At 70.8% G+C, this 23,924-nt stretch carries 16 protein-coding genes; 4 read left to right on the forward strand and 12 right to left on the reverse strand.

The window, feature by feature from the left end; translation table 11 throughout:
* Positions 1-15 precede the first annotated feature (15 nt).
* A complete protein-coding gene (locus GF068_RS28905; protein WP_153822717.1) occupies positions 16-384 on the forward strand; it encodes a DUF4180 domain-containing protein in 369 nt (122 codons plus the stop codon).
* Between the two features lie 6 nt (positions 385-390).
* Here the strand turns inward: GF068_RS28905 and GF068_RS28910 are convergent, their stop codons facing one another.
* Positions 391-5,976, reverse strand: a complete 5,586-nt coding sequence (locus tag GF068_RS28910) for an Ig-like domain-containing alpha-2-macroglobulin family protein (protein WP_153822718.1) — start codon at positions 5,974-5,976, stop codon at positions 391-393.
* A 92-nt stretch (positions 5,977-6,068) separates the two neighbouring features.
* Positions 6,069-6,572, reverse strand: coding sequence for a hypothetical protein (locus GF068_RS28915; protein WP_153822719.1), 504 nt, complete (start codon positions 6,570-6,572; stop codon positions 6,069-6,071).
* Positions 6,573-6,763: 191 nt separating this feature from the next.
* On the opposite strand from GF068_RS28915, the gene GF068_RS28920 reads away from it, so the two are divergent.
* The gene (locus GF068_RS28920) at positions 6,764-8,152 is read left to right on the forward strand and encodes a sensor histidine kinase (RefSeq protein ID WP_153822720.1); all 1,389 of its coding nucleotides are present in this window, start codon (positions 6,764-6,766) and stop codon (positions 8,150-8,152) included.
* Here the strand turns inward: GF068_RS28920 and GF068_RS28925 are convergent.
* From GF068_RS28925 to GF068_RS28970, 10 genes are all read right to left on the reverse strand, one after another.
* A complete protein-coding gene (locus GF068_RS28925) occupies positions 8,149-10,035 on the reverse strand; it encodes a cytochrome-c peroxidase (RefSeq protein WP_153822721.1) in 1,887 nt (628 codons plus the stop codon). The two genes, GF068_RS28920 and GF068_RS28925, sit on opposite strands and share 4 nt — an antisense overlap.
* Positions 10,007-11,437: a phospholipase C gene (locus GF068_RS28930; RefSeq protein ID WP_153822722.1), complete on the reverse strand. Its 1,431-nt coding sequence runs from the start codon at positions 11,435-11,437 to the stop codon at positions 10,007-10,009. Before GF068_RS28930 ends, GF068_RS28925 begins: the two co-directional genes overlap by 29 nt.
* 44 nt (positions 11,438-11,481) lie before the next feature.
* Entirely contained in the window at positions 11,482-13,746 is a 2,265-nt protein-coding gene (locus tag GF068_RS46490; RefSeq protein WP_153822723.1) for a LysM peptidoglycan-binding domain-containing protein, read from the reverse strand.
* 122 nt (positions 13,747-13,868) lie between these two features.
* Positions 13,869-14,978, reverse strand: a complete 1,110-nt coding sequence (gene cheB, locus GF068_RS28940; protein ID WP_338046611.1) for a chemotaxis-specific protein-glutamate methyltransferase CheB — start codon at positions 14,976-14,978, stop codon at positions 13,869-13,871.
* A gap of 37 nt (positions 14,979-15,015) precedes the next feature.
* On the reverse strand, positions 15,016-15,918 hold the full coding sequence (locus GF068_RS28945; RefSeq protein ID WP_153822724.1) for a CheR family methyltransferase: 903 nt from the start codon (positions 15,916-15,918) through the stop codon (positions 15,016-15,018).
* A complete protein-coding gene (locus GF068_RS28950; protein ID WP_153822725.1) occupies positions 15,918-18,140 on the reverse strand; it encodes a HEAT repeat domain-containing protein in 2,223 nt (740 codons plus the stop codon). The genes GF068_RS28945 and GF068_RS28950 overlap by 1 nt, the downstream gene beginning before the upstream one ends.
* 10 nt (positions 18,141-18,150) lie before the next feature.
* Positions 18,151-18,657, reverse strand: a complete 507-nt coding sequence (locus GF068_RS28955) for a chemotaxis protein CheW (RefSeq protein WP_240807529.1) — start codon at positions 18,655-18,657, stop codon at positions 18,151-18,153.
* 21 nt (positions 18,658-18,678) lie between these two features.
* Positions 18,679-19,248 carry a chemotaxis protein CheW gene (locus tag GF068_RS28960; protein ID WP_153822726.1) on the reverse strand — a complete coding sequence of 190 codons (570 nt, stop codon included), beginning with the start codon at positions 19,246-19,248 and terminating at the stop codon, positions 18,679-18,681.
* Entirely contained in the window at positions 19,238-21,652 is a 2,415-nt protein-coding gene (locus GF068_RS28965; RefSeq protein ID WP_153822727.1) for a chemotaxis protein CheA, read from the reverse strand. The genes GF068_RS28960 and GF068_RS28965 overlap by 11 nt, the downstream gene beginning before the upstream one ends.
* Complete coding sequence (locus GF068_RS28970; protein WP_153822728.1) at positions 21,649-22,095, reverse strand: response regulator; 447 nt, start codon at positions 22,093-22,095, stop codon at positions 21,649-21,651. The genes GF068_RS28965 and GF068_RS28970 overlap by 4 nt, the downstream gene beginning before the upstream one ends.
* A gap of 252 nt (positions 22,096-22,347) precedes the next feature.
* Between GF068_RS28970 and GF068_RS28975 the strand changes: the two genes are divergently transcribed.
* Together GF068_RS28975 and GF068_RS28980 are read left to right on the forward strand one after the other, a co-directional pair.
* A complete protein-coding gene (locus GF068_RS28975; protein WP_338046612.1) occupies positions 22,348-23,442 on the forward strand; it encodes a VWA domain-containing protein in 1,095 nt (364 codons plus the stop codon).
* A gap of 82 nt (positions 23,443-23,524) precedes the next feature.
* Complete coding sequence (locus GF068_RS28980; protein ID WP_153822730.1) at positions 23,525-23,917, forward strand: response regulator; 393 nt, start codon at positions 23,525-23,527, stop codon at positions 23,915-23,917.
* Positions 23,918-23,924: the final 7 nt, after the last annotated feature.

Raw genomic sequence — 23,924 nt, forward strand, 5'->3', positions numbered from 1 at the left:
CTTTCCTGGGCCGCGATGGAGCTCGTGAGCGTCGACGTGGGTGAGGAGAAGGTCGTGGAAGGCCAGCCGGGCCAGGCGTTCCTGGCGAGCGCTCGGGATGTCGATCGCGTGATCGAGGCCTCGTTTTCGAGCGGCGCGGGCTCTGCCCTCCTTTACGCGGCGAACCTGCCGGCGGCCTTCTTCGACCTGAGCTCGGGCGAGGCCGGAGAGATCCTGCACAAATTGAGGCTGTATCGAATCCGCCTCGCCGTCGTCTGCCCGCCGGGGAGCGTCAGCTATAGCAGCCGCTTCGGGGAGATGATGGCCGAGGAGCGGCGCGGCGCGTGGTTCGGGGCGTTCGAGACACGCGACGCGGCCCTCGAATGGATCGGCTCGCCTCCCTGAAGGCGCTCATTTCGACCCCACCCGAACGAACGACCCCCCCGTCCGCCCGAACGTCTCCGGCGCGTACATCTCCTCGATCCGCGTCGGCGGCGCCACGAATCGACCCACGTGGGCCGCGCGGGCGAGGTACCGATATCTCGAAATGCCCGCCGGCAAGGCGTCGATGAAATAAACGACGCGGTCGTCGCGCATTTCACGCCGCTCGGCCGGCGTCGCTTCGAGCTTCGCGAGCCAGGGGCCGCCCACGTCGCGGGCGAGGCGCAGCGGCTCGAGTCCGCCGGGGACCGGGTCTTCGAGGACGACGAAGCGGCGCGGCGCGGGCGTGACGACCTCGATCTCGCAGAGCACGACCTGCCCGGGATCAAACGCGGGCTCGCCGGAGAGAGGCGCGAGGACGGGGCCGCCGAGATCCGCGACGGGGCGGAAGGATTTTGTCACGTAAAACCCGGCGTCGAGCGGCTCGCGTGGCATGTCCTCGCGAGCGTAGCGGAGGACGGCCTCGTAATGGAGGTGGCCCCGAGACGTGGCCTCGAAGGTGAGCGGCGCGCCGCGGCTGCGGAGGAGATCGGACATCGAGACGAAGGCCGTCCGGCGGAGTTTTCCGGATTCGCCGCCGAGGCGCGCGTCCGCGAGCAGGGTATCTCCGAGGAAGACCCGCGCCTGCACGGGATCGGCGGGGGCGGGGTTTTTCTTGCGGAACGCGTCGAGCGCGAGCAGCGCCCAGCCGGCCTCGTGGGTCGTGCGGTAGGCGCCGCCGGCCCGCGCGTCCACGATGCCACGCGCGAGGCGGGCGGCGAGCGGGTGCGCGGGGTTCGTCGCGACGATCGCGAGCAGCCCCGCGGCATCGGTGCGCACGCCGGAGTCGAAATCACGAAATGGGGAGGGCCTCTCGGACGCGGCCACGAGGTGCGCCGCGGGGCCGTCGATCCGCATATTGGTTTCGAGGTCGCGGAGGAGCTCGCGGGCGGCGTCCTCGCCGCCGTGGCCCGAGACGGCGAACGCGTGGAGCAGGAGGGCGCGGGCGAACGGAGACATCCGGGCGCGCTCGTCGAAGAGGGCGCGCATGCGGGGTTCGTCGGGCCGGCGGGCCATGGCGAGGACGTCGAGCGCGAACGCGGATCGTTCGAGCGAGGAAGGGTTTGCCGCGGCGAACGGGGCCGCGAGGGCATTCGCGAGGGAACGAGCGGCGCGGTCGAGGGTCGCCTCGGGGACGGGTAGGCCGCGGCGGCGCGCCTCGTCGAGGCCCCAGAGCGCATACGCGGTGATGTAGGGGTCTCCCTCGGCCGAGCCGGGCCAGAGGCCGAAGCTGCCGTCCTTTTGTTGATGCGTGAGCAACCTGTCCACCGCGCCCCGGAGCGCGGCGTCGACCTCGCTGCCTTTTTGCGGTCCAGGTTGTCCGGGCACGAGAGGCACGCCGAGGGAATCGGCGAGGTCGCGCAGCGCGAGGAGCGGGACCATGCGGCTCACGGTCTGCTCGGTGCAACCATGAGGGTATTCGACGAGCTGCTCGATGCCGCCGGCGAGGCCCGAGAGCGGGGTCGAGGCGAGCGAGATCGAGAGCCCACCCGTATCCGCGCGGATCCCGGCGAGGTCCCCGAGGCGCTCGGCGACGGCCGCGGACGTCTCGCCGGTGAGGGCCGCGGTTTCGAGCGTCGTGGGCACGGAAATGTCCCTTTTGAGGTCGACGCCGTCGGTCTCCGGGCGGCCGCTCTCCTTCAATCGCGCCTCGAACGAGAGGTGGGCCTCTCCGGCGCGCTCGGCGCGGAAGGGAAAACGCAGGACGGCGGGTTCTTCGGGGTCGACCGTGGCCTCGCGGCGCATCGGGCCCGCAGGCGTGAGGCCGACTGCATTCGCGGTCACCACGGCCGAGCCGCGAGGGAGGTCGAGGGCGGAGAGGACGACGGAGGCCTCGAATCGATCTCCGGCGCGCAAAACCGCGGGGACGCTCGGGCGCGCCATGAGGGGCTTCGAGGTGACGACCGTCTCGTCATCGGAGCCCGTGCGGTCGTCCTCGGTGACCGCGACGGCCATGAATCGATAAGCCGTGAGGCCGTCGGGCAAGGTGACGCGGCGCTTGACGCGGCCCGCGGCGTCCGTGACGAGGTCTGGCAAGAAAAACACCGTTTGTCGAAAATCGCCGCGGTGGGGGGCGACGCTGGTCGCGCCCATGCGGACCTGGGGCGGCTTCGCGCGGTGGCCCCCCGAGAAGGTGCGGAGGAGGTCGTGGCGCGCGTCTTTCGTCCAGACGCTCGGATAACGTGTCGAATAGAGCGCAGCATGAGGCTCGGGCGTTCGGTACCACGTGAGCAAGAGCGAGCCCTCGTCCGCGGCCCACAACGTGATTTCGGCCCGCACGGGTTTGCCCGCGGCGTCTTTCGCGACGACCTCGACGTCGAGCGTCTCGCCGGGCGCCGCGTGGAGCTTGCTCGGGCGCACCTCGACGTCGAGCATGCGGGACCGAGCGCTGACCTCGATGGACGCGCGCTGTGACTCGGATCGAGGGCCCGAGAGCGTGGTGACCGTCACGTCGGCGTTTGGCATCATGGAGAACGTGATCGGCACCTCGACGGTCGTCTTTTTGCCGTGTGGTTCGAGGGTCACGACACGCTGGTAGAGCAGGCCCTCGCGCTCCATCGTGAAGAGGGCCGGGCTCGGCTTCGAATGCGGAGATTCGACGACGAAGCGGGCGGTTTGTCCGACCCGATAGTCGCTTCGTTCGAGGCGCAGGACGAGCTCCGGCGGAAGGGGCTCGGGGGGCGGCGGCGGGGGCGGCGGAGGCGGTGGCGGAGGAGGCGGCGCCGAGGGGGCGGGCGTGGTCGTGGGCTCGAGACGAATTGAATAGGAGGCCGCGGCGCGGCGGCCTTTGCCGTCCCGGGTGGTGGCGCGGACGATGAGCTCCACCTCGTCGTCGGCCCCGACGCCGAGCGTCGGGACCTGGAACTCACAGGAGACCGGCGTGGGGCCGGTCGTGACGTCGCAGGCGCTGATCGGGTGGTCCTCGACGACGTTGTTCTCGCGGCGGATGCGGCGCGAGAATTCGACGTGGACCGGGAGCGCGCGTCGCTCTCCTTTCGGCGTCACCACGAGGACCCGGGGCGCGAGTTTGTCCCCCGGCTTCAGCCAGTATCGCTCCTCCTCGGCGAGCGCGACGAGCACGTCGGCGGGGTAGACCGTGGCGCTCGCCTCGGCATATCGGCTCTCCCGGTTGAGGTCCATGATCTCGACCTTGCAGGCGACCGACTCGACCGTCGTTTGGCCGGGCAATACGGCGGGGACCCCGAGCGAGAAGGCGCCCTTCCCGTCGAGCTTGCCCGTGCCCTGCGCGATCTGCGCCTCGGACACCCGCAGGTCGTGCTCGCTGAACACGTGATCGTCGAGGCCGGGGACCTGGGCCTCGGCCGAGCGGCGGGTCACGACGAAGGAGGCGCGGCCGCCGGCCATCGGGGCGCCGTAGAGCATCTCGCCCCGCGCGGTGCAGGTCATCCGTTCACCAGGCTCGTAGACCGGTTTGTCGAGGCGCACGTCGGCCTTGCTCTCGACGGGGCGGTAATGGTCCACCGAGAAGCCCCAGTAGATCTTCTCGCCGTCGAGCTCGACCTCGACTCGATAACGCCCGAGCGGGGCCTCCTCGGCGAGGGGCACGAGCGTGGAGAACGTGCCGAAGCGCGAGAGCACGTGCCGCGAGGTGGTGATAGGGCGGCGCTCGGGATCGAGGACCCGGAGCGTGATCTCGCGGCCGCTCGGCGTCATGAGGCCCGCCGTGACGGGGACGCGGAGGATCCCTTTGAGCTCCACGCGTTCGCCGGGCCGATAGATTCCGCGGGCGGAGAAGACGCGGCCGACGGGCTCGGGCGCGGGCGGGGCTTCGAGGGTCTGGTACATCCAATCGTCGCCGCTCCGCGCGACGAGGGCGAGCGTGCCCGAGGGTCGCCCCGCCGCTCGAGGGGGCAGGCGCAAGGGAATGGCCGCCAGGCCTTTTTCGTCCACCTCGGCCGCGCCGAGGAGCGCGGGCGCGCCGCCGCGAGGCACGTGGTGGATCTCGACCCGCGCGCCTCTCGAGGGCGACGCATTCGAGAGGCGCGTGAGCCAGACGAGCGCCTCGTCCGGGGCGATCTTCGTCAGCGGTCCGAGGTCTGTCAATTGCATTTCCCGCGTGATCGTCCGGGGCGCCGCGCCGGGCGCGTCGCGATACGTGGCGCGGGCGAGCACGGGGCCGCTCTTCACGCCCGGGGGCAAGAGGTCCTCGACGACGAGGCGCGACCAATGGTCTTCGTTGCGTTTGCCCGCGGGGACCACGAAGCTCAGGGGAGCCGAGGGCGGCGGGAGCGGGATTTCATTGCCGGCGAGCCGCGCGAGGACCCCGCTCGGGTCGAGGGGGACCATCGAGATCGACGTATCGATCGCGTTCGTCACGCCGATCGGCAAGACGCGTTTTTCGGGGATCCAGTACGTGCCCGTGGCGCCGAAGACGACCTCGGCGGGCAGATCGCCGAAACGGACCTCGCGCCGCTCGTCGCGGAGGGGCTGGCCGTGGATGTCCTGGGAGGCGCGGCCGGAGGCGCGGGCGCGGAGCTCGACACGATAGGTTTGTCCGGGATCGAAGTCGGCGTGCACCTGAAAGCTGCGGCTCGCGTCGCCGTCCTCGTAGGAGCCGTGGACGGAGAGCGAGTCGGGGCGGGGATCGATGACGAGGGCGCGCTCGAGGACCTCGTCGGGCATGGGCGTCGCGAACGTGAGGGTGAGCGCGCGTTCGGTCGGATCGCAGCGGCCTTTTTCGACGGGGTGGGGGGGACAAACCAAAGAGGCGAGGCCGGCGGGGCCCAGGGTGCGGAATCGAATCTCCTCGGCCTTGCCCGCGGAGAGCTCACCCTCGGCGCCGCGGAGCGAGGCGTCGACGCGGACGCGGACGTCGGCGTCGCGCGGGAGCGGGGCGCGCGGGGAGAGGACGGCGCGATGGTCCTTCATCTCGGCGATCGAATACGCGACGGGGCGGCCTTTCGCCTCGATCGTGACGGCGCGCGAGAGCTCCGCGGCGCTGACGGGCTGCGTGAAAAACAGGGTGATCGTGGCGTCCGGGCGGATGCCGGTCGCGCCCTCGGCGGGCTCGCTGCCGGAGAGGGAGGGCCTCGGGGTCGAAAAAGAAAAGGCAAAGGGCTCGTCGAGGAGGCTGCCGTCGAGCGCGCGGGTGCCCGCGGGGACCTCGACACGAAAGGGCGTGGCGTGAGGCAATGGTTTTGCCGGGACGAACCGAAGCGCGGTCGAGCCGATCCAGGAGAAGGCCCCGGGGATCGCGGGGGTGAGGCGGACGGGGGCCTCGGGGGCGCGAGGATCCGATCCGAGCGCGCGTAGGGGTTTGTTGAAGACGATCGTGATCTCGGGGCGCTCGCCGGCCTCGCCGTTCGGGCCGGCGAAGACGACGCGCAGCGGGCCGGCCTCGGGCGCGCGCGGGGCGAGGGCCGGGCGAGGGGCGAGCTCGCCGCGGACGGGCGCCGAGGGCGGCCTGGGGGGGCGCGCGCCGGGCAAACAGGCCGCCGAGGCAGCGGCGAGGGCGACGAGCACGGCGGCGGCAGGCGAGGGGCGACGCAGACGCATGAGGAGGCCGGGATCGACAGGCGGGAATGTCGAAGGTTCCCCGGCTCATTCGTCTCTGGCAGGGCGGTAAAGCGCCACGCCCGACGCAGAGGTCATTCGTCGTCCTCTTCGTCCTCCGGCACGACCTTCCCCTCGTAGAGCGCAAAGGCGACCTCGAATCCATCGTCCTCGAACGACGTGACGACGTCGTCGAACGAGGCGTTCTCGTGATACCCGAAGCCGATCTGATCGGTCGGGCCGAGCACGGCCTGGAGCGCCTCGCTTTCGGCCGCGGCGAACGAGCGGAGGACGCCGAGCAGGGCCTCGGTGCTCGCGCGCGGCGCGGGCTTCTCGGGATGCCGCACGAAGAGCTCCATGAGGTCCGCGTCGTCCTCGATCAGGAACCAGACGGGCTTCTCGGCGTGCTTCTTGACGAGCGTGGCGTCGGCGAAGCCACGCAGATCACCGAATCGACCGAGGACGACCGTCGGGCCGAGCTCGTCGTCGTCCTCCTCTTCGTCCTCCTCGCCTTCGGCGAGCTCCTCTTCCTCGAGCGGCAGGGGCTCTGCTTGCTCGGGCGCTTGGCCTTTCGCCTTTGGGTCCCGTCGTTTGTCCATCGTGCTCTCCGGGGGCCTCTCTCTGCGTCGACGCTCGTGACGCGTGGGTCTCCCCGATGGCAGTGTCCATCGACACCCACGCGTGGCGTCGCTTTTTACCCCACCCCGCTCGCGTCCGCGACTAGAATGGTTCTTTGCCTCGCGCCGTCTCCTCGCTCCGCCGCGGAGGGCGTTCGCCGCGGGAGCCGCCCATGCGTTTCTCGCCTCTCGCCGATCCCCGCCTCGAGATCCTGGATTTGCTCGGTCACGCCGTGTGGATCACGGTCCCGGAGGAGGTCCGCATCGCGTGGGCGAACCACGCGGCCGTGGCCCTGTGGCGCGCCGCGGATCTCGACGAGCTCATCAACCGGGACCTGACGCCGTCGCCGACGATGCGCGCGACCGTGCAGCAGCTACGGGACCGCGTGGCGCAAGGCGAGCGCTTCGGGGCGGAGCGGACGATCTATCCGAAGGGAGAGGTCGTCCGTGTCTACATGAGTTACGCGCCATTCCCGCTGCCGGACGGCCGCGTATGGCTCCTCGTCGAGGCGACCGAGCTCCGGGACGCGCTGGACCCCGAGGTGGTGCGCGCCGCGGAGGCCGTGCGGTATGCGCCGCTCGTGGTGACGACGCACGCGCTCGATGGCTCGCTCTTGCAGGCGAATACGCGGGCGCGTGAGACGTTCGGCAATTCGTTTTCGTTCCAGGGGATCTTCGCCGAGCCCGGAGAGGGGGCGCGCGTGCTCGCAGAGGTCGCGGGAGGCGAGCCGTTCTTCGAGGACGTGGAGGTCGTGACGACCCAGGGGCGGCGGTGGTTCTCGGTGTCGGCGCGTCCCATCCCGGATCCGGTGACGGGCAACCCCGCCATTCTGGTGAGCGCGCACGATATGACGGCGCGTATCGAGGCGGAGCGCGCGAAGGACGAGCTCGTGAGCGTGGTGAGCCACGAGCTGCGCACGCCGCTGACGGCGATCCGGGGCGCGATCGGGCTCGTCGTGGGGGGCGTCGCGGAGGCGGAGCCGGAGCTGCGCGTCGAGCTCTTGCAGATGGCGTCGGAGAACGTGCAGCGCCTCGGGCGGCTCGTGGACGATCTGCTCGACGTACGAAAGCTCGCGGCGGGGGGCATTTCGTTGACGATGGCGGACACGGACCTCGCGGACGTGGTGCGGGGCGCCGTGGAGGCGCACGCGCCGGTGGCCCGCGCGAAGGACATCGCCGTGGAGACGGACGTGGCCGGGCCAATGCCGGTGTTCGTCGATCCGCAACGAATTCAGCAGGTGGTGCTCAATTTCCTGTCGAACGCGATCAAGCACTCGCCGGCCGGGGAGGTCGTGCACGTCCGCGCGCGCGTGATCCCGGAGGGGTTTCGCGTGGAGGTGGCGGATCGGGGGCCCGGGGTGCCGGCGGCATTTCGCGAGAAAATATTCCGGCGGTTCTCCCAGGCGGACGCGTCGAGCACGCGGAGCGTCGGCGGGACGGGGCTCGGGCTCTACATCGCGAAGACGATCGTGGTGATGCACGGCGGCCGCCTGGGATACGAGAACCAGGAGGCGGGGGGCGCGGTGTTCTTCTTCGAATTGCCCGCGAAGGCAGGCGATTAACGCGGGGACACGACGAGCTTCTCGGCCGGCGTTTTGTCGAGGAGCGCCTCGCGCAGGAAGGTGAGGAGGGCGCGTTTGTCGCCTTTGGACAAACCGAGCGGGCGCACGTCGGGGTCCTGGTTCGGGACGGCGATCCCGAGGGCCTTGCCGCCGCCCTTGTCGTAGAAATCGACGACCTCCTCGAGGGTGCGGAAGGCGCCGTGGTGGAAGTAGGGGGCGGTGCGGGCGAGGTTGCGGGTCGTCGGGGTCTTGAACGCGCCCTCGTCCAGGGCGCGCCCGGTGACCGCGCCGCGGCCGCGGTCGGGGTCGAGTTTGGCGCCGCCGGGTTTGTCGGGGACGCCGAGGACGGCGAAGACGGGGACGGCGAAATCGTGAGGACGGGAGCCGCCGAAGAAAGGCGGGATGTGGCAGCGAGCGCAGCGGCCCTTGCCAGCGAAGACGTCGAGGCCGCGGCGGCTCTCGGACGAGAGCGCGGCCTCGTCGCCGCGGGCGAACCGATCGATGGGGGCGTCGCCGGGGACGAGCGCCTCGGATTGAAAAGCGGCGAGGGCGCGGCCGACGTTGTCGGCGCTCACGCCGGGGGTGGGGAGCGCCTGGAAGAGGGCGCGTAGATCGGCGGCCGATTCGATCGCAAGGGCGAGCTCGCCGGGCTCGAGCCCCATTTCGGCGCGGGCATGAATGACCCCGAGGGCCTGGCGCTCGGGCGTGAGCGCGCGGCCGTCCCAGAGCTGCGCGGCGTGCAGGGGGGCATAAAGCAAGGTGGGGGTGTGGCGGAGCGTGACGGCCGGGTCGAGCGAGGGCGGGCGGGGGAGGCCGTCCGCATAACCCCGTTCGGGGACGTGGCAGGTGGCGCAGGAACGGACGTTGTTTTTCGACAAACGTTTGTCGAAGAAGAGCTTCTTGCCCAGCGCGGCATATTCGGCCTGGCTCGCGCCGTCCTTGCGGGGGCGGCTGCGCGGGGCGGGGAGGGTGAGGGCCGAGATGGGCTCGTCCGAGCCCCCGTTCGCGGCGGGGATCCGGGCATGATAAGGCACGCGGACGGGGAGGGCGGCGGCCGAGGCGAGGCGGCGAAGGGCGACGCCGAGGCGGCCGGCGCCGAGGACGAAGCTCGCGCGGTCGTCGAGGTCGTCGGCGGTCCTGGCGGCGTCGAGGCGGGCGCGGAGGGGCCGGGCGGCTTCCTGGACGGACGCGAGGGCGGCCGCGGCCCGGGCATTTCCCGTCGTCAGGAGGGCCTCGGCGGCATTCTCGATGAAATCGAGGGTGCCGCGGAGGTCGGCGAGCACGGCGGCGGAGCTCTCGGGGACGCCCTGGATCGATTCGAGCGCGAGGGCGCCGAGGTCGTACGCGGCGAGCGAGAGGGCATGCGCGACGGCCGGAGGGGCAGGCGGGAGGCGGCGGGCCTCGCCGAGGAAGAGGCGCAAGGCGCGCTCGAGGGCGACCCTTTCGGGGCGCGCGGCGGCGGCGTCGCCGCGGACGAGGGCGGCGTCGAGGCGGAGGAGCGCGCCGCCGCCCTCGTCGATCGAGCGCGGAGGGCCGAAGACGACGTCGCCGCCGAGGCTCTCGGGCCTGCGCCAGAGCGGCGCGCCCGCGGCCAGGGCGCGGCGGAGGTCGAGGTAATGGGGATCGGAGTCGCCGCGGCCCTCGGGCATCGCGGCGGCGAGGGCTTCGAGGGCGGCGATGCCGCGGCGCGCGGGTTCTTCGACGATATGCGTGAGCGGAGAAGAGGGAGGCTCGGGCGGGAGGGCCGCGGACGCGTCGCCTTTGGCGCTCACGTCCGCGGGGCCGGGGGCCAGCGGCTCGTCCGGGCAGCCGGCGAGGAGCAGGGCTGCGAGGAGGACGAGCGCGGAGAGGTTGTCAGGGCTCGAAGATCGCCTGGCAGGCATCGAGTTTGTCTTGGGCGACCGTGGGAATGGTGACCGCCGGCGGATCGACGTGCGGGGGATTCTCGAAATCGAACATCTCCCAGGGCGCCTCGGCGTTCGCGTCGCGGTTCGTCAGGGCCGGCATCTGGAAGCGGGCCTCGATGAAGCGGACGATCGAGGTGTGATCGTAGGTGCGGTGATCGACGAAATGTTTCTTCGCGTAGGGCGAGACGACGATGAGCGGGACGCGGACGCCGAGCGTGTCGAACCCCGCGGCGGTGTCGCCCTCCTTCAGATCCGGGGCGATGTCGTCGGGCGGGCAGGCCTTCGGGGGGACGACGTGGTCGTAGAGGCCGCCGTGCTCGTCGTACGTGATGAAGAGGGCGGAGCGCGGCCAGGCCGAGCTCTTCGCGAGGGCGTCGACGACGGTGGCGGTGAATTGCTCGCCGAGCATGGCGATCGCGGGCGGGTGCTCGTCGTTCTGCGCGTAACCCTCCCGCGCGATGCCCGGATCGACGAACACGACCTGGGGCAGGTTGCCCGTCTCGAGGTCGTGGAAGTAATTGTCGATCGGGACGTAATGCTCGTGCTCGTCCTTGCTGTATTCGAGGTATTTCTCGACGAAGACCGCGGCGCCGGGGGTGGTGGAGACGTAGACGCGCCAGGAGACCTGCCGCTGCTCGAGGTAATCGAAGAGGACCTTGTCGGGCGTCACGAACTGGTTGTGGACGGCGCCGAAGGAGCTCGCGGCGTAGAGGAACATGCGGTTCGGCCAGGTGGGGCCGGCGATCGAGGAGAAGTAGCGGTCCGCGATGGCGAACTCGTTCGCGAGCCAGTAATAAAACGGCAGGTCCTCCTGGGTGTAGTAGCCGAGGGCGCGGCTGCCGCTCAGCATCTCCAGGGTGCCGCCGGCCGGCTGCTCGTGGAAGCCGTGGCTTGTCTTGTAAAACCCGTCCATCTGGCCGCCGTTGATCTGCTCGTGCGTGCCGGTCCACTCGTGGTTCGTGTCCACGAAGCAGAGCTGGGTGTCGCGGAACGGGGCGACGGGGTTCCCATTCTCGTCGGGGTTCGTGTAGTTCTCGGGCGCGACGTCGACGTCGGACTGGCCAGCCTCGGGCAGCTTCTGGAAGTAATGGTCGAAGGAGCGATTCTCCAACATGAGGACCACGATGTGGTCGACGGGGATGTCAGCGCCGTAGGGGCGGGACTTCCCTTGCGTCTCGGCCGGGAGCATGCCGGCCTTGTACTCGCAGGTATCGCGCTTCGCCGCGGCCTCGTCGTCGCTCGGGGGGACGACGTCGCGGTTCCATTCGGCGGGGCCGGGGAGCGGGGGCGGCTCGGGCGGGCCTCCGTCGTCGGTCGTGCAGCCGACGAGGGCGAGGGTCGGGAGCAAAGCGAGGAGCAGAGAGCTTTCGCGGCGCATCAGCTCCATCATCACCCGCAGCGCCCTCGATGGCTACGAGAAAATCAGGGCGCAGGGGGCGGGAGCTCGGCCGGGGGAGGCTCCTTCGGCGCCTTCGGTGGCGCGGACTCCTTCGGCTTGGACGGCGCCGCCGCGGCGGCGGGCTTGCTCTCGTTCCGGAACGTCGCGGGTTTCGTCGGCCCGTTGTCGTCGGGCTTGGGCTCGTCGAGGTCCTCGCTCGGGGCGGGTTTGTCCTCGACGGGCGGCGCGACGGCGACGGCCTCGGCCTTGTCGTCCGGGGTCTCCTTCGGGGGCGGCGGCGCGGCCTTGGGGGCGGCGGGCTGCGCGACGTAGACGACGACTTTGTCACCCGGGGCGAGGGCGCTCGTGCGCGAGCGGTGGTTGATGCGCTCGAGCATGCCGAGGCTGAGATTGTATCGCTTCGACAAACCCCGCCAGGTGTCGCCCTCGGCGGCGGCGATCTCCAGGCGCTTTCGGCCCTTCAAGTTCTCGAAATGCGTGAAGAACTCGGTGGAGCCGACGGGCAGGACGCGGGCCTCGGCCTCCTCCAGGACGAGGACATGGGCGAGGGCACGCTCACGCGGGACGAAGACCTGCAAGGTCATGCCGTCATGAAGGGAGGCCGAGGGGTCGATGGCATTCCAGCGAGCGAGCTCGGCGGGGGAGACGGAGAGCGCGGCGGCGACCTCGCGGACGGTGTCGCCGGCGACGACGCGATAAAAGACGCGCCGACGATCGGGGTAGGAGAAGGCCTCGGCAGGGACGACGATGACGGGCTTCTGGCCAGGGGCGCCGGAGACGACGCTGGCGAGCGTGGGTTTGTCGGAGACGGCCTCGGGGACAAAAAGGACGGTGCCAGGGCGGACGTGCTCGCCCGAGCGGAGGCCATTCAAGGAGAGCAAGGTGCTCTTCGTGGTGCCGCGGAGGGCGGCGATGTCCTCGATCGATTCGCCCCAGCGGACGAGGTGGCGCTCGAGTTTGTCCTCGCGCTCGAGGAGCCTGGCCACGGTCTTGGCGGCGCGGGCGCCGGTGCCGGGCGGGACACGGACGACGAAGGAGGCGGCCTCCTTGGCGTCAGGGCCGAGCGGAGGCGTGCGGCCGACGGGGAGCTGGGGGTTCAAGGCGAGGACGGCGTCGAGGTCGGCGCCGGCAGCAGCCGCGACGGTGCGGAGCGCGACGCCGGAGCCGACGGCGACCTTGTCGAAGGTGACGGCGGGCTCGAGCTCGAGGCCGTCGCAGCCGAAGACGGCGCAGTTCTTGGCGACGATCGCGAGGGAGACGATCTTGGGGACGTAGAGCGCCGTCTCGAGGGGGAGGCCGGCTTCGAGGCGGCTGAGCTCCCAGAAGTCGTTGGTGTTGTACTTGCGAATGGAGGCGAGCAGGCCACCATAACCCATGTTGTAGGCGGCGAAGGCGAGCTCCCAGCCCCCGAAGCGGCGGTGGAGGTCGGCGAGGTAACGGGCGGCGGCGAGGGTGGATCGCTCGGGATCGAGGCGCTCGTCGATCCAGCGATCGACGGTGAGGCCATAGATACGAGCGCCCTCGGGCATGAACTGCCAGAGGCCGGCGGCGCCGACGGGCGAATGAATGGTGGGATTGAAGCCGCTCTCGACGAGCGCGAGCCAGACGATGTCCTCGGGCAAACCCTGCTCGCGGAGGACACGACGAATGGCAGCGGCGTACTTGCCGCTCTTTTTCATCCAGATGGCGACCATGGAGCGGCCGCGGGGGTTGTTCTTGTAAAACTCGAGGTAACGGATGACGCGCGCATCCCAGCGGACGGGGATGTCGGGGAGGTCGAGCTTCTTGAGGAAGGAGAGGTCGCTCGTCGGTGGGGGCGGCGAGAGCGGCGCAGGCAGCGGCGGCGAGGGGGGAACACCCGTGGCGAGGAGGACGGGGCCGCCGCGATCGAGCGAGGGCAAATCGTCCGAGGGCCAGGGGGCGCCCGCATGAGGCGCCGGAGAGAAGAGGGCGAGGTCGAGCTCGCGGAGGGCGCGGAGCTCGGCGGACTCGTCCACGGAGGGATGAGGGTTCGGAGGCACGCCCGCGATGGCGCGGCGGACGTTTTCGTCGGGCTGGCCAGGCTCACCGGGCTTACGCGTGAGGGGCTTCTTGGCGGCCGGCTTCCTGGCCGCGGGCTTCTTGGCCGCGGGCTTCTTGGCCGTGGGCTTCTTGGCCGTGGGCTTGGGCTTGGGCTTGGCAGCGGCGGGCGGGGGCTTGGCCTCGACGAGGCTCGCATGGGAGACGAGCGCGCCGGCGAGGAGCCAGCCGACCGTGACGAACACGCGTGCGGCCTTTCGAAAGCGCATGACCCGAAGGCGGGTGTCTCATGGTGGGGACGCGGGGTCAACTTTCCGCGGGAGGCGCGGATGGTTGCACACGAAAAGTCATGCGCGCCTCACGACGCGCTCCGACCGGAGCCCCGCACCGTTCACGACAATGCAGCGACCCAGTCCACGATCTGCGGCAGCCCCATCACCTCGTTCACCACGCCCGCCTTCACCGCCGCGCGCGGCATGCCGTACACGACCGCGGTCTCCTCGCTCTCGGCGATGATCGTCCCGCCGCCGGCCCGGATCGCGCGGGCGCCGGCGACGCCGTCGTCGCCCATGCCCGTGAGGATGACGCCGTAGGCCCGCGAGCCGACGGGCGCGAGGCTACGCAGGAGGCGGTCGGCGCTCGGGATGTAACGGTCGTGCTGCGAGGGAGGTCCGACACGCAGGCGGATCTCGTTCCAGCCCATGCCACTCGGGTTCTGCGAGACGACCGCCTCCATGCACATCTTGCCCGGGCAGATGAAGGCCCGGCGCGCCGTGACGAGGTCGCCGTCGACGGCCTCGGTCACGCGGATCGCGCTCTTCCTGTCGAGGCGCTCGGCGAAGGTGCGCGTGAACTTCTCCGGCATGTGCTGGGCGATGAGGATCGCCCCGCCGAACTTCTCGGGGACGCGGCTCAGGATCTCGAGCAGCGCCGTGGGGCCGCCCGTCGAGGAGCCGATGCCCACGATGAAGCGCGCCGCGATGTTGGCCACGGAGCGCGCGCTCGGCTGCTCGGGTTGCGGCGTCGAGAGGACCGGCGGGGTGGCCGTGGAGCGCGGGAGCGGCGGGATGGCGCTGTTTCGTTGGCTCATGGCGGCGAGCGGGCGCAGGTACCGGACGAGGAGGACCTTCTGCAAAATCTCGCGGCGCAAGGAGGTGTCGGGCGCGAGCCTTTGCGTGGGTTTGGCGACGAAGTCGACGGCGCCGAGCTCGAGCGCCTTGAAGACGTTCTCCTTGTGGCTGTAGCTCGACACCACGATCACCGGCGTCGGCTGCCGGACCATGAGGATGCGGAGGAAGGTGAAGCCGTCCATCCGCGGCATCTCGAGGTCGAGCGTGATGACGTCCGGCTTGAGGCTCAAGGCGAGGCGCAGCGCCTCCTCCCCGTCGCCCGCCTTGCCGACGACCTCGACCTCGTCGCTGCCGGCGAGGATGTCCGCGATGTTCCTGCGGTTGTAGGCGGAGTCGTCGACGACGAGCACCCGCAGCGGACCGGTCTTCACCACCGTTTCACCTCTGCTGACTCCCTTGCCGAAGTGCTCATGGTTTCCCCGATCCGAGCGTCCCGCCGTCCAGACCCCCCGGGGCGAACCGCGAGGCCGTGATGGGCTTCCGATAGACGAGATCGTCGCGCAAATGGACGAGCTCGAACGCGGTCGACACGTTGAGGAGCGACTCCGAGTGGCCGAGGAGCAAGAAGCCGCCCGGGAGGAGCCGGTCGTAAAACATGTCGATCACGCGGCGCCGCGAGACGTCGTCGAAGTAGATGAGGACGTTGCGGCAGAAGATGATGTCGACGCGGCCGACGACCGAGGCACGGACGGGATCGAGCAGGTTCAGGTGGCCGAAATGGCACCAGGCCCGGAGGTCGTCCTGCACGTGCATGCCGTCGGGCTTCTCGACGAAGTACTTGCGCTTCAAGTCGGCAGGGATCGCGCGGAACGACGAGGTGCCGTAGACGCCGCGGCGCGCGTGGGCCACGCAGCGCCGGGAGATGTCGCTGCCGAAGATGCGGAGGTCGCGGCGCCCGGACAAACCGGCCTCCCTCGCCGTGATGGCGATGGAGTAGACCTCCTCGCCCGTCGAGCAGCCAGCGCTCCAGATGGAGAGGCTCTCGCGGGAGAGCGGCGGGCGGCGGAGCATGGGGAAGAGCTCGTTGCGGAGCGCCGTGAGCTGATAGTCCTCGCGATAAAAGTAGGTCTCGTTGATCGTGACGAGATCGAGCGCCTCGTCGAGCTCGGCCCGGCCCCGGTCCGGCGAGCGGAGGAGCTGGTAATACTCGCCGAACGAGTGCAAGCCATGCACGCTGAGGCGCTCGCGCAAGCGCCGCTCGATGACGGGGCGCTGCTCGGGGCTCAGCGCGATGCCGCAATGCTGGTTGATGAGATCCCGCAAGAGGCGGAACTCGTCCGGCGCGAGGCGGATCTCATCCGGGAAGCGCATCACGACCCGAAGAAGCCCCTTTCCCCGCGCCAGCGGATCGACGAGAGCGCACCCTCGAGGGTGTCGCGCACGTCCCGATCGAGCTCGTGCGAAGCGCGCTGCGCGAGGCGCTCGCGCAAGGTCGTGTTGTCGCTCGCCGCGATCGTCTCGGCCGCGAGGAGCCGGACGTCGGGCGAAGGATGGTCGAGGCAACGAAGCAGCGCCTCCCCCTCGGGGCCACTCGTCTCGAGCTTGAGCATCGCCGCCTTGACGACCGCGGCGTCGGGGTGATCGAGCGCCGCGACGAGCGCCGCTTGCCTGCCTGCCGCGCCCCAGGGCAGGCGCCCGATGGACTCGGCAGCCGCGATCGCCACGACGGCCTCGGCCTCGCGGGCGAGGGGCGCGAGGGCCTCGATGAGCGCGTCCGCGGCGCGCTCCGCGGCCTCGGGCGGGATCGTGGAGAGGGCCTCGCCGAGCGCGCGGATCGCGGTGGCCACGAGCTCGGCGTCCATCGAGCGGCCCGCGATGTCGAGGATGGTGCGCAGGCTCGGCGTCGCGTTCGTCTCGGCCGAGGCCTCGCGCCGCCGCGCCGCCGCGCCGAGGTAGCCGAGCGCGCGCGCCGCGGCGAGCTGGACCTCGCGCTCCTCGTCGGCGAGCGCGAGCGAAAGGACGTCGAGCGCCGAGTCGCCGCCGATCTCGGCGACGGCGCCGATCGCCGCACGACGCGTGCGCACGTCCTCGGCCGCAGCCGCGCGCGCGAGGAAGCCGAGGTCGAAGGGAGACGGCGGCGGGCTCGAGGGGCTACGCGTGGCCGCGAGGGCGCCGAGGATGATCGCGGCGGCGAAGGCCTCGTCGCCGGGCTCGCTGCCGGCGCGGGTGACGAGGGCGTCGCCGAGCGCGCGCGCGGCCTTCTCGTGGCGGGTCGCGAGCGAGGCGAGCGCGCCCTCGGCGGCGTGGGCGACGGGGCGGAGCGGCGAGGCGACGAGGCGCGCGGCGAGCGCGAGGTCCTCCTCGGTGCCGAGCTTCGAGAGGGCGAAGAGGGCGCTCGTGGCGACGCGGCGCTCTTCGTCGAGCACGGCCGCGCGCAGGGCCTCGAGCAGCGCCGTGGGCCGCTCGGGCGCGCCGGGCGCGAGGGCGATCGCCGCGGCGACCTCGATGAGCGCGGCGCGCACGTCGGCCGCGAGCGGCGTCACGCCTTTCTCGGGGGCGATACGCGCGACGAGGCCGGGCAGCGCGGCAGGCCCGAGGAGGAAGAGCGCACGTTCGGCCTGTTCGGTGAAGGTCTCCTCGGCGAGCGCGAGGGCGGCCGCGTCGACGACGCCGGGCGCGCGCGCGACCGCGGCGAGCAGGAGCGCCATGGCGCGGTGGTGCGGGGGGTCGGTGCCCTCGGCCATGGCGACGCGCACGAGGCGCTCGCCGAGCTCGGGGCCTTCGGCCGCGAGGGCGCCCGTGACGGCGGGCAGGAGCGGTCCGTCGGCGAGGCGCGCGAGCGCGCTGATGGCCTGCATGAAGGTGCCGCCGCGCGCCTTGTGGAGCATGCGGGCGAGCGCCGGGGCGGCCGCGGGGCTCTCGGAGGTGGCGGCGGCCGAGAGGGCCGCGCCGCGCAGGGAGGGGTGCTCGAGCAGCGGCGCGAGGCGCTCCCAGGGGATCACGGCGCCGAGGGCGTTGAGGCCTTCGAGGGCGGCGAGCTTGGCGAAGGGATCGGCGCTGTCGAGGCAGCGGAAGAGGAGGCGCTGGACCTCGACGGGGGCGATCGGCCCGAGCTGCGCGATGGCCTCGACGGCGCCCTGGCGGACGTTCTCGTCGGCGTCGCGCAGGGCGCGCTCGAGGACGGCGAGGGCGTGGGGATCTCGCGTGAAGCCGAGGGCCTGGACGGCGAGCTTGCGGCCGTCGGCGTCGAGGCGCGCGAGCGACGCTTCGAGGGGCGCGGTGGCGGCGCTGCCGCAGCTCGCGAGGACCTCGATCGCGGCGTTGCGCAGGCCGACGTTGTCGCAGGGCTCGAAGGTCTTGACCATCGCCGCGATGAGGCTCGGCGCGGGGATGAACGCGCGCGCCGCGTAGGTGGCCTCCTTGCGCACGCGCCAGTCGGTGTCGCCGAGCGCGCGGACGAGGAGCGGCAGCGCGTCGTAGAGCGGTAGCTCGGCGGCGAGGGCGGTGGCCTGGCGGCGCTCCTCGGCGTCCGCGGCGTCGAGGGCGGCTTCGATCAGCGCAGGCGAGACGGTGCGGGTCGAAGGGGGGTTCACGGCGCGCTCCTCACAGGTCGTCGATCGGCGGAAGGACGTCGGCGATGTCGTCGACGAGCTCGGTGAACCGCTTCGTGTCGAGCACGAAGACGAGCAGGCCGTTGTGGTTCGTGACGCCCGAGATGCCGCGCAGATCGCGGCCGCCGCCGACGGGGGGCGTCGGCCGGATCTCGTCGGCGCCCGTGCCGAAGACCTCGGAGACGGCGTCGACGACGAGGCCCACCATGCGCGCGCCGGCGTCGACGAGGATCCACTTCGTCGAGCGCGTCGGCGACGTCGGCGGCAGGCCGAAGCGGATGCGCAGATCGATGACGGGCACCACGTCGCCGCGGTGATCGGCCACGCCCGAGACATCGGGGGGCGTGTGCGGGAGCGGCGTGACTGGCAAGGGGTTCACGATCTCGCGCACCTGGCCGATCCCGATCGCGTAGTGGACGTCGCCGACGACGAAGCCGACGAGGCTCTTCTGGGGATCGGCGCGGTGTCTCTGGCCATAGTCGGGCATCGCTTTCGTCATCTCCGAACGGCGACCTCGGGGTCAGGACGCGAGCACCACCTTCAAGTCGAGGAGGATGATCACGGACGCGTCGTGGCGCAGGCCGCTGGCGTTCCTCGCCTGGGCCTTCGCGTCCGCCTGGTTCTGCGCCTGCGCGGGGCGCGCGATGCCGGCGATGTAACCGGCGACCTCGCCTCCGAGCGCGGACGCGGTCTGCTCGATGTCGCTGTCGGCGAGGCGGTAGACCTGGAGGACCTCGTCGACGAAGAGCCCGAGCGTCTCGACGCCCATCGGATCGACGAGCAGGATGCGCGCCTTGCTCGTGACGGGCCCCTCGGAGAGGCGGAGGCGGCGCCTGAGATCGAGCACCGTGACGAGCTGGCCGCGGACGCTGATGATGCCCATGATCGACGAGGGCGCGCGCGGCACCGGGGTGATCGGGCGGAGCGTCAGGATCTCGCGGATGAGCGCGACGGGCGCGGCGTAGACGTTCTCGGCGAGGCGGAAGGCGAGGTACTTGGTGCCCTGTCCGCGGTCGCGGAGCTGCTTCTTGTGCTTCTGGCCCGCGACGACGACGGCGGAGTCGCTGCGGCGAGCGAGGTTAGAAGCCATGGGTGCCTCCGTGGGTCATCCGAGCGCGCTCGGAGTGGGCGAACATCTCCTCGACGAGCGCGGGCGCGTCGAGCACGAGCGCGATGCGTTGATCCGCGAGCTGCGTCGCGCCCGCGAAGCCGGCGATGTTCTTCAGCGAGGGGCCGAAGCCCTTGATCACGACGTCCTGCTGCCCGACGAGGGAGTCGACGACGAGGCCGAGCCTCCGGGTGCCGACGGCCGTGACGACCACGAACTTGCGCTTGGACCGCGGCGCGAGCGCGTTCTTCATGGCGTTGCTCACCGTCGACGTCTGCGCGGGCCGGTAGGGGAAGGCCGGCGAGTAGCCCTGCTGCCGCAGAGGCTCGCCGCGGAGCGACGAGCGCGCCCCCGGCGCGATCTGGCTGAGCTGCGGGGCGTCGAGGCCGAAGCCGTCGGTGCCGCTCACCTCGCTCGTGTCGGCGAGCCCGAAGAGCCGCGCGAGGTAGCAGAGCTGGAGCGTGTTGCCGCGCAGCGTGACGGCGTCGCGCCCGTCGATCACGCGCACCGCGGAGAGGTCGAGCCACACGGCCTCCTGCACGTTGGCGAGCGGGATCGCGAACTGCTGATCGCTGACCTTCACGATGAGCGCCTTCAGGATCGCGAGCGTGATCGGCAGCGTCACCGTGAACTTGGTGCCGATGCTGATCTCGCTCTGCACGTCGATGACGCCGCCGAGCTTCGAGATGTTCGTCTTCACGACGTCCATGCCGACGCCGCGCCCGCTGATCTCGCTCACCGACGTCTTCGTGGACAGGCCGGGCACGAAGATGAGGTTCAACACCTCGCGGCGGCTCATCGTCCGCGCGTCCTCCGGCCCCACGAGGCCCATCCGGATCGCCTTCTCGAGCAGGCGCTCCATCTCGATGCCCTTGCCGTCGTCCTCGATCTCGATGACGACGTGGTTGCCCTTCTGGAAGGCGTTCAGCGCGATCGTCCCGATCGCGGGCTTGCCCATGGCCTCGCGCGCGTCGCGATCCTCGATGCCGTGATCGATCGCGTTGCGCATCATGTGCATGAGCGGATCGCTGAGCTCCTCGACGATGAGCTTGTCGACGTTGGTCTCCGCGCCCGTGATGACGAGGTTCACCTGCTTGCCCGCCTGGCGGCTGATCTGGCGCGCGACGCGGGCGAGCTTGTCGAAGACCTGCCCGAGCGGCACCATGCGCACCTCGAGGATGCCGTCGCGCAGGCGCTTGACGTTGTGCCCGAAGTCGCGCTGGAGCCTCCGGAGGTTGTTCTTCACCTCGTGGTTCGCCTGCGCGTCGCGCATCTTCTCGAGCAGCCGATCGAGCTCCGTCCGCACGATCGACAGCTCGCCGACGTAGTTCATCAGGACGTCGAGCTTCTGGATGTCGACGCGCACCGTCTGCGCGACGCTCTTGATCGTGCCGAGCTCCTGCGCCTTCGGCGGGATGCTCGCGCTCGTGTCGAGGTGCGGCGCGGGGAAGGGGTGCGGCGCCGTCATGTCGAGCGGCGCGCTGCCCATCGGCGGCATCGGGCTCGGGGGCTCGCTCGGCGCGACCGGCGGCGGCGAGGGCGTGGGCGTGGGGATGTTCGTGTGCGAGAACGTCGACGCCGACGAGGCCGAGGCCGTCGACGAGGTGGGCGGGGGCGGGGGCATGGCCGCATGCGAGGGCCCTCCGCCCTGCCGCGGCAGCTCCTCGACCTCCACGCCGAGGTGGTTGAGCGCGTTTCGCAGCGTCGTCGAAGGCGCGCGCGAGCCCATCAGGATCTCGAGCGTGATCGAGTCGATGTCGTCGGTGTCGCTCGCGGGCAGGTACGTGATGATGTCGCCGTGCGGCTTCGCGGTCGCCTTGAGCTCGTCGAGCCCTTGATCGATCGTCGCGAGCTGGAACCGCACGCGCAGCCGGTAGAGCGTGTTGCCCTGCGCGATGTTCGTCTTGAGCTTGTGCTCCTCGAACTCCGTGAGCACCGCGAGCAGGTTCGGGTCGATGATGGGCCCGCCGCCGCCGCCGCCCGCGCCTGCGCCCGCGCCTCGATCGAGCTGCGCGAGCAGCTTGTCGAGCTCGGGGATCGGCTGATCGCGGCTCTCCTTCTCGGCCTGGAGCAGCTTGCCGTAGAGCTGCACCGAGGCGAAGAGCAGGTCGAGCACGGGGGCCGTGACGTCGACCTTGCCGAGGCGCAGATCGTCGAGCAGCTCCTCGAGCTTGTGCGAGAGGCTCGACATCCGCGTCGCGCCGAAGAGGCCCGCCAGGCCCTTCAGCGTGTGCACCGCGCGGAAGACGTCGTTGATGAGGTCCGGGTCGACGTGGCCGGATTTCTGGGCCTCGTCGAGCGCGAGCAGATCTCGCCCGAGCCCCTCGACGATCTCCTGCGCCTCGGAGAAGAACTCCTCGCGCGCGCGTTCGCTCTCGCTCGTCAACGCGACCCCTCGCTGGTCTCGGCCGGGGGAAGGGAGCTGCGCGCTTGCAGGATCGTCGTGATGGCGCGCTGCAGCGCCTCCACCGTGAAGGGCTTCGCGAGGAACGCGTCGGCGCCGAGCGCGAGGCCGCGCGCCCGATCCTTCTCGGAGGACTGCGTCGAGATGATGATCGTGGCGACCTTGCGGTGACGCTCGCTGTCGCGCATGAACCGCAGGAGCTCGAGCCCGTTGATGTCCGGCATGTTGATGTCGGTGATCACGAGGTCGTAGTGCCCGCGCGGCAGGAGGCGCAACGCGTCGAACCCGCTGGCAGCCTCGACGACCTCCACCTCGCCTTGCGCGTCGTCCGGGCTCGTCGCGAAGAGCCCCGGCGTTTCCTCGAGCGCCGCGCGGATGAACGCCCGGAACGCAGAGGAGTCCTCGACGACCAGGATACGAGCCATGTCGGGAGGTTAGCGGAAACGCCTCTCGATCAGGAGGTTTTTGGGCGACCTCCCCGGCCCCGGGGGGCCGCTGCCGTGTCGTGAAGGGGCAGGCGCCGATTTCTTGCCCGTATTTGCGCCTTCGCCGGGGGGCCGCGCGGGGGAAACAGGCCTTTCACGCGCCCCGTGGGCCGGTGTGGCGCTCGTGGTCACGGCGACGCCCATGCGGCCGCGAATTGACAGGCCCGCCGTGGTCCTGCCCTAATGCGTTCCGTGAACGACAGAAACAAGGCCGCGCTCGGCGCGGGTATCTCTTCCCATGCCCGGCCCAAGTGTGGGCTCCGCCTGATGCTCTTCTCGCTGCTCGCGCTCATGCTCGTCGCGTGCGGGGGCGGCTTGAACGTCCGGCTGATCAACTCCGCGCAGAAGAAGCCCAACAACGTCTGGGTCTTCTTCACGGTCGACGCGGGCAAGGACAAGCCCGTCGGCGGCCTCGTCGCCGAGGACTTCAAGATCTACGAGGACGGCGAGCTCGTCTCGGCCTTCGAGAGCAAGCAGACCATCCAGAACCCGGAGGTCGCGGCCGTCATGTACACGATGTTGCTCGTGGACATGAGCGGCTCGGTCACCGAGTCCGGGCAGGCGGACGCGCTCGTCGACGCGGCCAAGGCCTTCGCGGATCGTGTCGGCAAGACGCAGAAGGTCGGCGTGTACGGCTTCGACGGCTCCGAGAAGATCTTCTCGGTCGTGCCCTTCACCGAGGCGGCAGGATCGGTCGAGGGGGGCCTCGAGGGGCTGCGCAGCTACAAGCCGAAGGACCCGTCGACGAACCTGCACGGCGCCGTCGTCGAGGGCCTCGCGACGCTCAAGAAGGAGCTCGACAAGGACAAGCGCCCGCTCAAGTTCGGCTCCCTCGTCGTCTTCTCGGACGGCACGGATCGCGCCGCGCGCGTGACCCGCGACGAGATGAAGGACGCGATGGACAAGGAGGAGTACGAGAACTACGAGATCTACGCGATCGGCGTCGGCGCCGAGATCGGCAAGGCGAAGCTCGACGAGATCGGGCGCGACGGGACCGAGCTCGCGACGGATCAGGCGAAGGTCAAGGAGGCCTTCGACAGGATGGCCGCGCGCATCGAGTCGCACATGAAGCGCTTTTATCTGCTCTCGTACTGCACGCCGGCCCGCAAGGGTGAGCACGAGGTCACCATCGAGGCCATCAGCAAGAAGGACCCCGAGGGCTCGGGCTCCGTCGAGTACAAGTTCAACGCCGACGGCTTCGGGCCTCCGCCGGACTGCAACCCCAACGCGCCGCCGGCCTTCGAGCTGAAGGAGCCGGCGCCGAAGCCCGCCGAGGCCGCCAAGTAACACGCAAACGGTTCGTCGACACGAAAGGCCCGCGCGCATCCTGTATGCTCGCGGGCCTCGGCTTTTTCGAGGGGAACCACGCATGGCGGTTTCGAAGGTGCTGCTGGTGGACGACGAGCCGCATATCCGGCGGATCGGAGAGCTCAGCCTGAAGGGCGTCGGCAAGTGGAAGGTCGTGCTCGCGTCCTCGGGGCACGAAGCGCTCGAGGCCGCGGCGCGCGAAGCGCCGGACGTGATCCTGCTCGACGTGATGATGCCGGGCATGGACGGGCAGGAGACACTCGTCGAGCTCCGCACGCGCGAGGAAACAGCCGCGATCCCGGTCATCTTCATGACCGCGAAGGTGCAGAAGCACGAGGTCGACAGGTACCGCGAGCTCGGCGCCGCGGGCGTCATCCCGAAGCCCTTCGACCCGATGTCGCTGCCCGGACAGGTCCTCGACATCCTCGCCTCGTACGTGGGCGCACGCTCTTGATCGTGGC

This window comes from Polyangium spumosum (assembly GCF_009649845.1).
Lineage (GTDB): Bacteria > Myxococcota_A > Polyangia > Polyangiales > Polyangiaceae > Polyangium > Polyangium spumosum.

Excerpts from the sequence above, each read along its gene's own strand:
- GF068_RS28905 (WP_153822717.1), top strand. The coding sequence starts at position 16 with ATGGAGCTCGTGAGCGTCGACGTGGGTGAGGAGAAGGTCGTGGAAGGC.
- GF068_RS28910 (WP_153822718.1), bottom strand. The coding sequence starts at position 5,976 with ATGCGTCTGCGTCGCCCCTCGCCTGCCGCCGCCGTGCTCGTCGCCCTC.
- GF068_RS28915 (WP_153822719.1), bottom strand. The coding sequence starts at position 6,572 with ATGGACAAACGACGGGACCCAAAGGCGAAAGGCCAAGCGCCCGAGCAA.
- GF068_RS28920 (WP_153822720.1), top strand. The coding sequence starts at position 6,764 with ATGCGTTTCTCGCCTCTCGCCGATCCCCGCCTCGAGATCCTGGATTTG.
- GF068_RS28925 (WP_153822721.1), bottom strand. The coding sequence starts at position 10,035 with ATGCCTGCCAGGCGATCTTCGAGCCCTGACAACCTCTCCGCGCTCGTC.
- GF068_RS28930 (WP_153822722.1), bottom strand. The coding sequence starts at position 11,437 with ATGCGCCGCGAAAGCTCTCTGCTCCTCGCTTTGCTCCCGACCCTCGCC.
- GF068_RS46490 (WP_153822723.1), bottom strand. The coding sequence starts at position 13,746 with ATGCGCTTTCGAAAGGCCGCACGCGTGTTCGTCACGGTCGGCTGGCTC.
- GF068_RS28945 (WP_153822724.1), bottom strand. The coding sequence starts at position 15,918 with ATGCGCTTCCCGGATGAGATCCGCCTCGCGCCGGACGAGTTCCGCCTC.
- GF068_RS28955 (WP_240807529.1), bottom strand. The coding sequence starts at position 18,657 with ATGACGAAAGCGATGCCCGACTATGGCCAGAGACACCGCGCCGATCCC.
- GF068_RS28960 (WP_153822726.1), bottom strand. The coding sequence starts at position 19,248 with ATGGCTTCTAACCTCGCTCGCCGCAGCGACTCCGCCGTCGTCGTCGCG.
- GF068_RS28970 (WP_153822728.1), bottom strand. The coding sequence starts at position 22,095 with ATGGCTCGTATCCTGGTCGTCGAGGACTCCTCTGCGTTCCGGGCGTTC.
- GF068_RS28980 (WP_153822730.1), top strand. The coding sequence starts at position 23,525 with ATGGCGGTTTCGAAGGTGCTGCTGGTGGACGACGAGCCGCATATCCGG.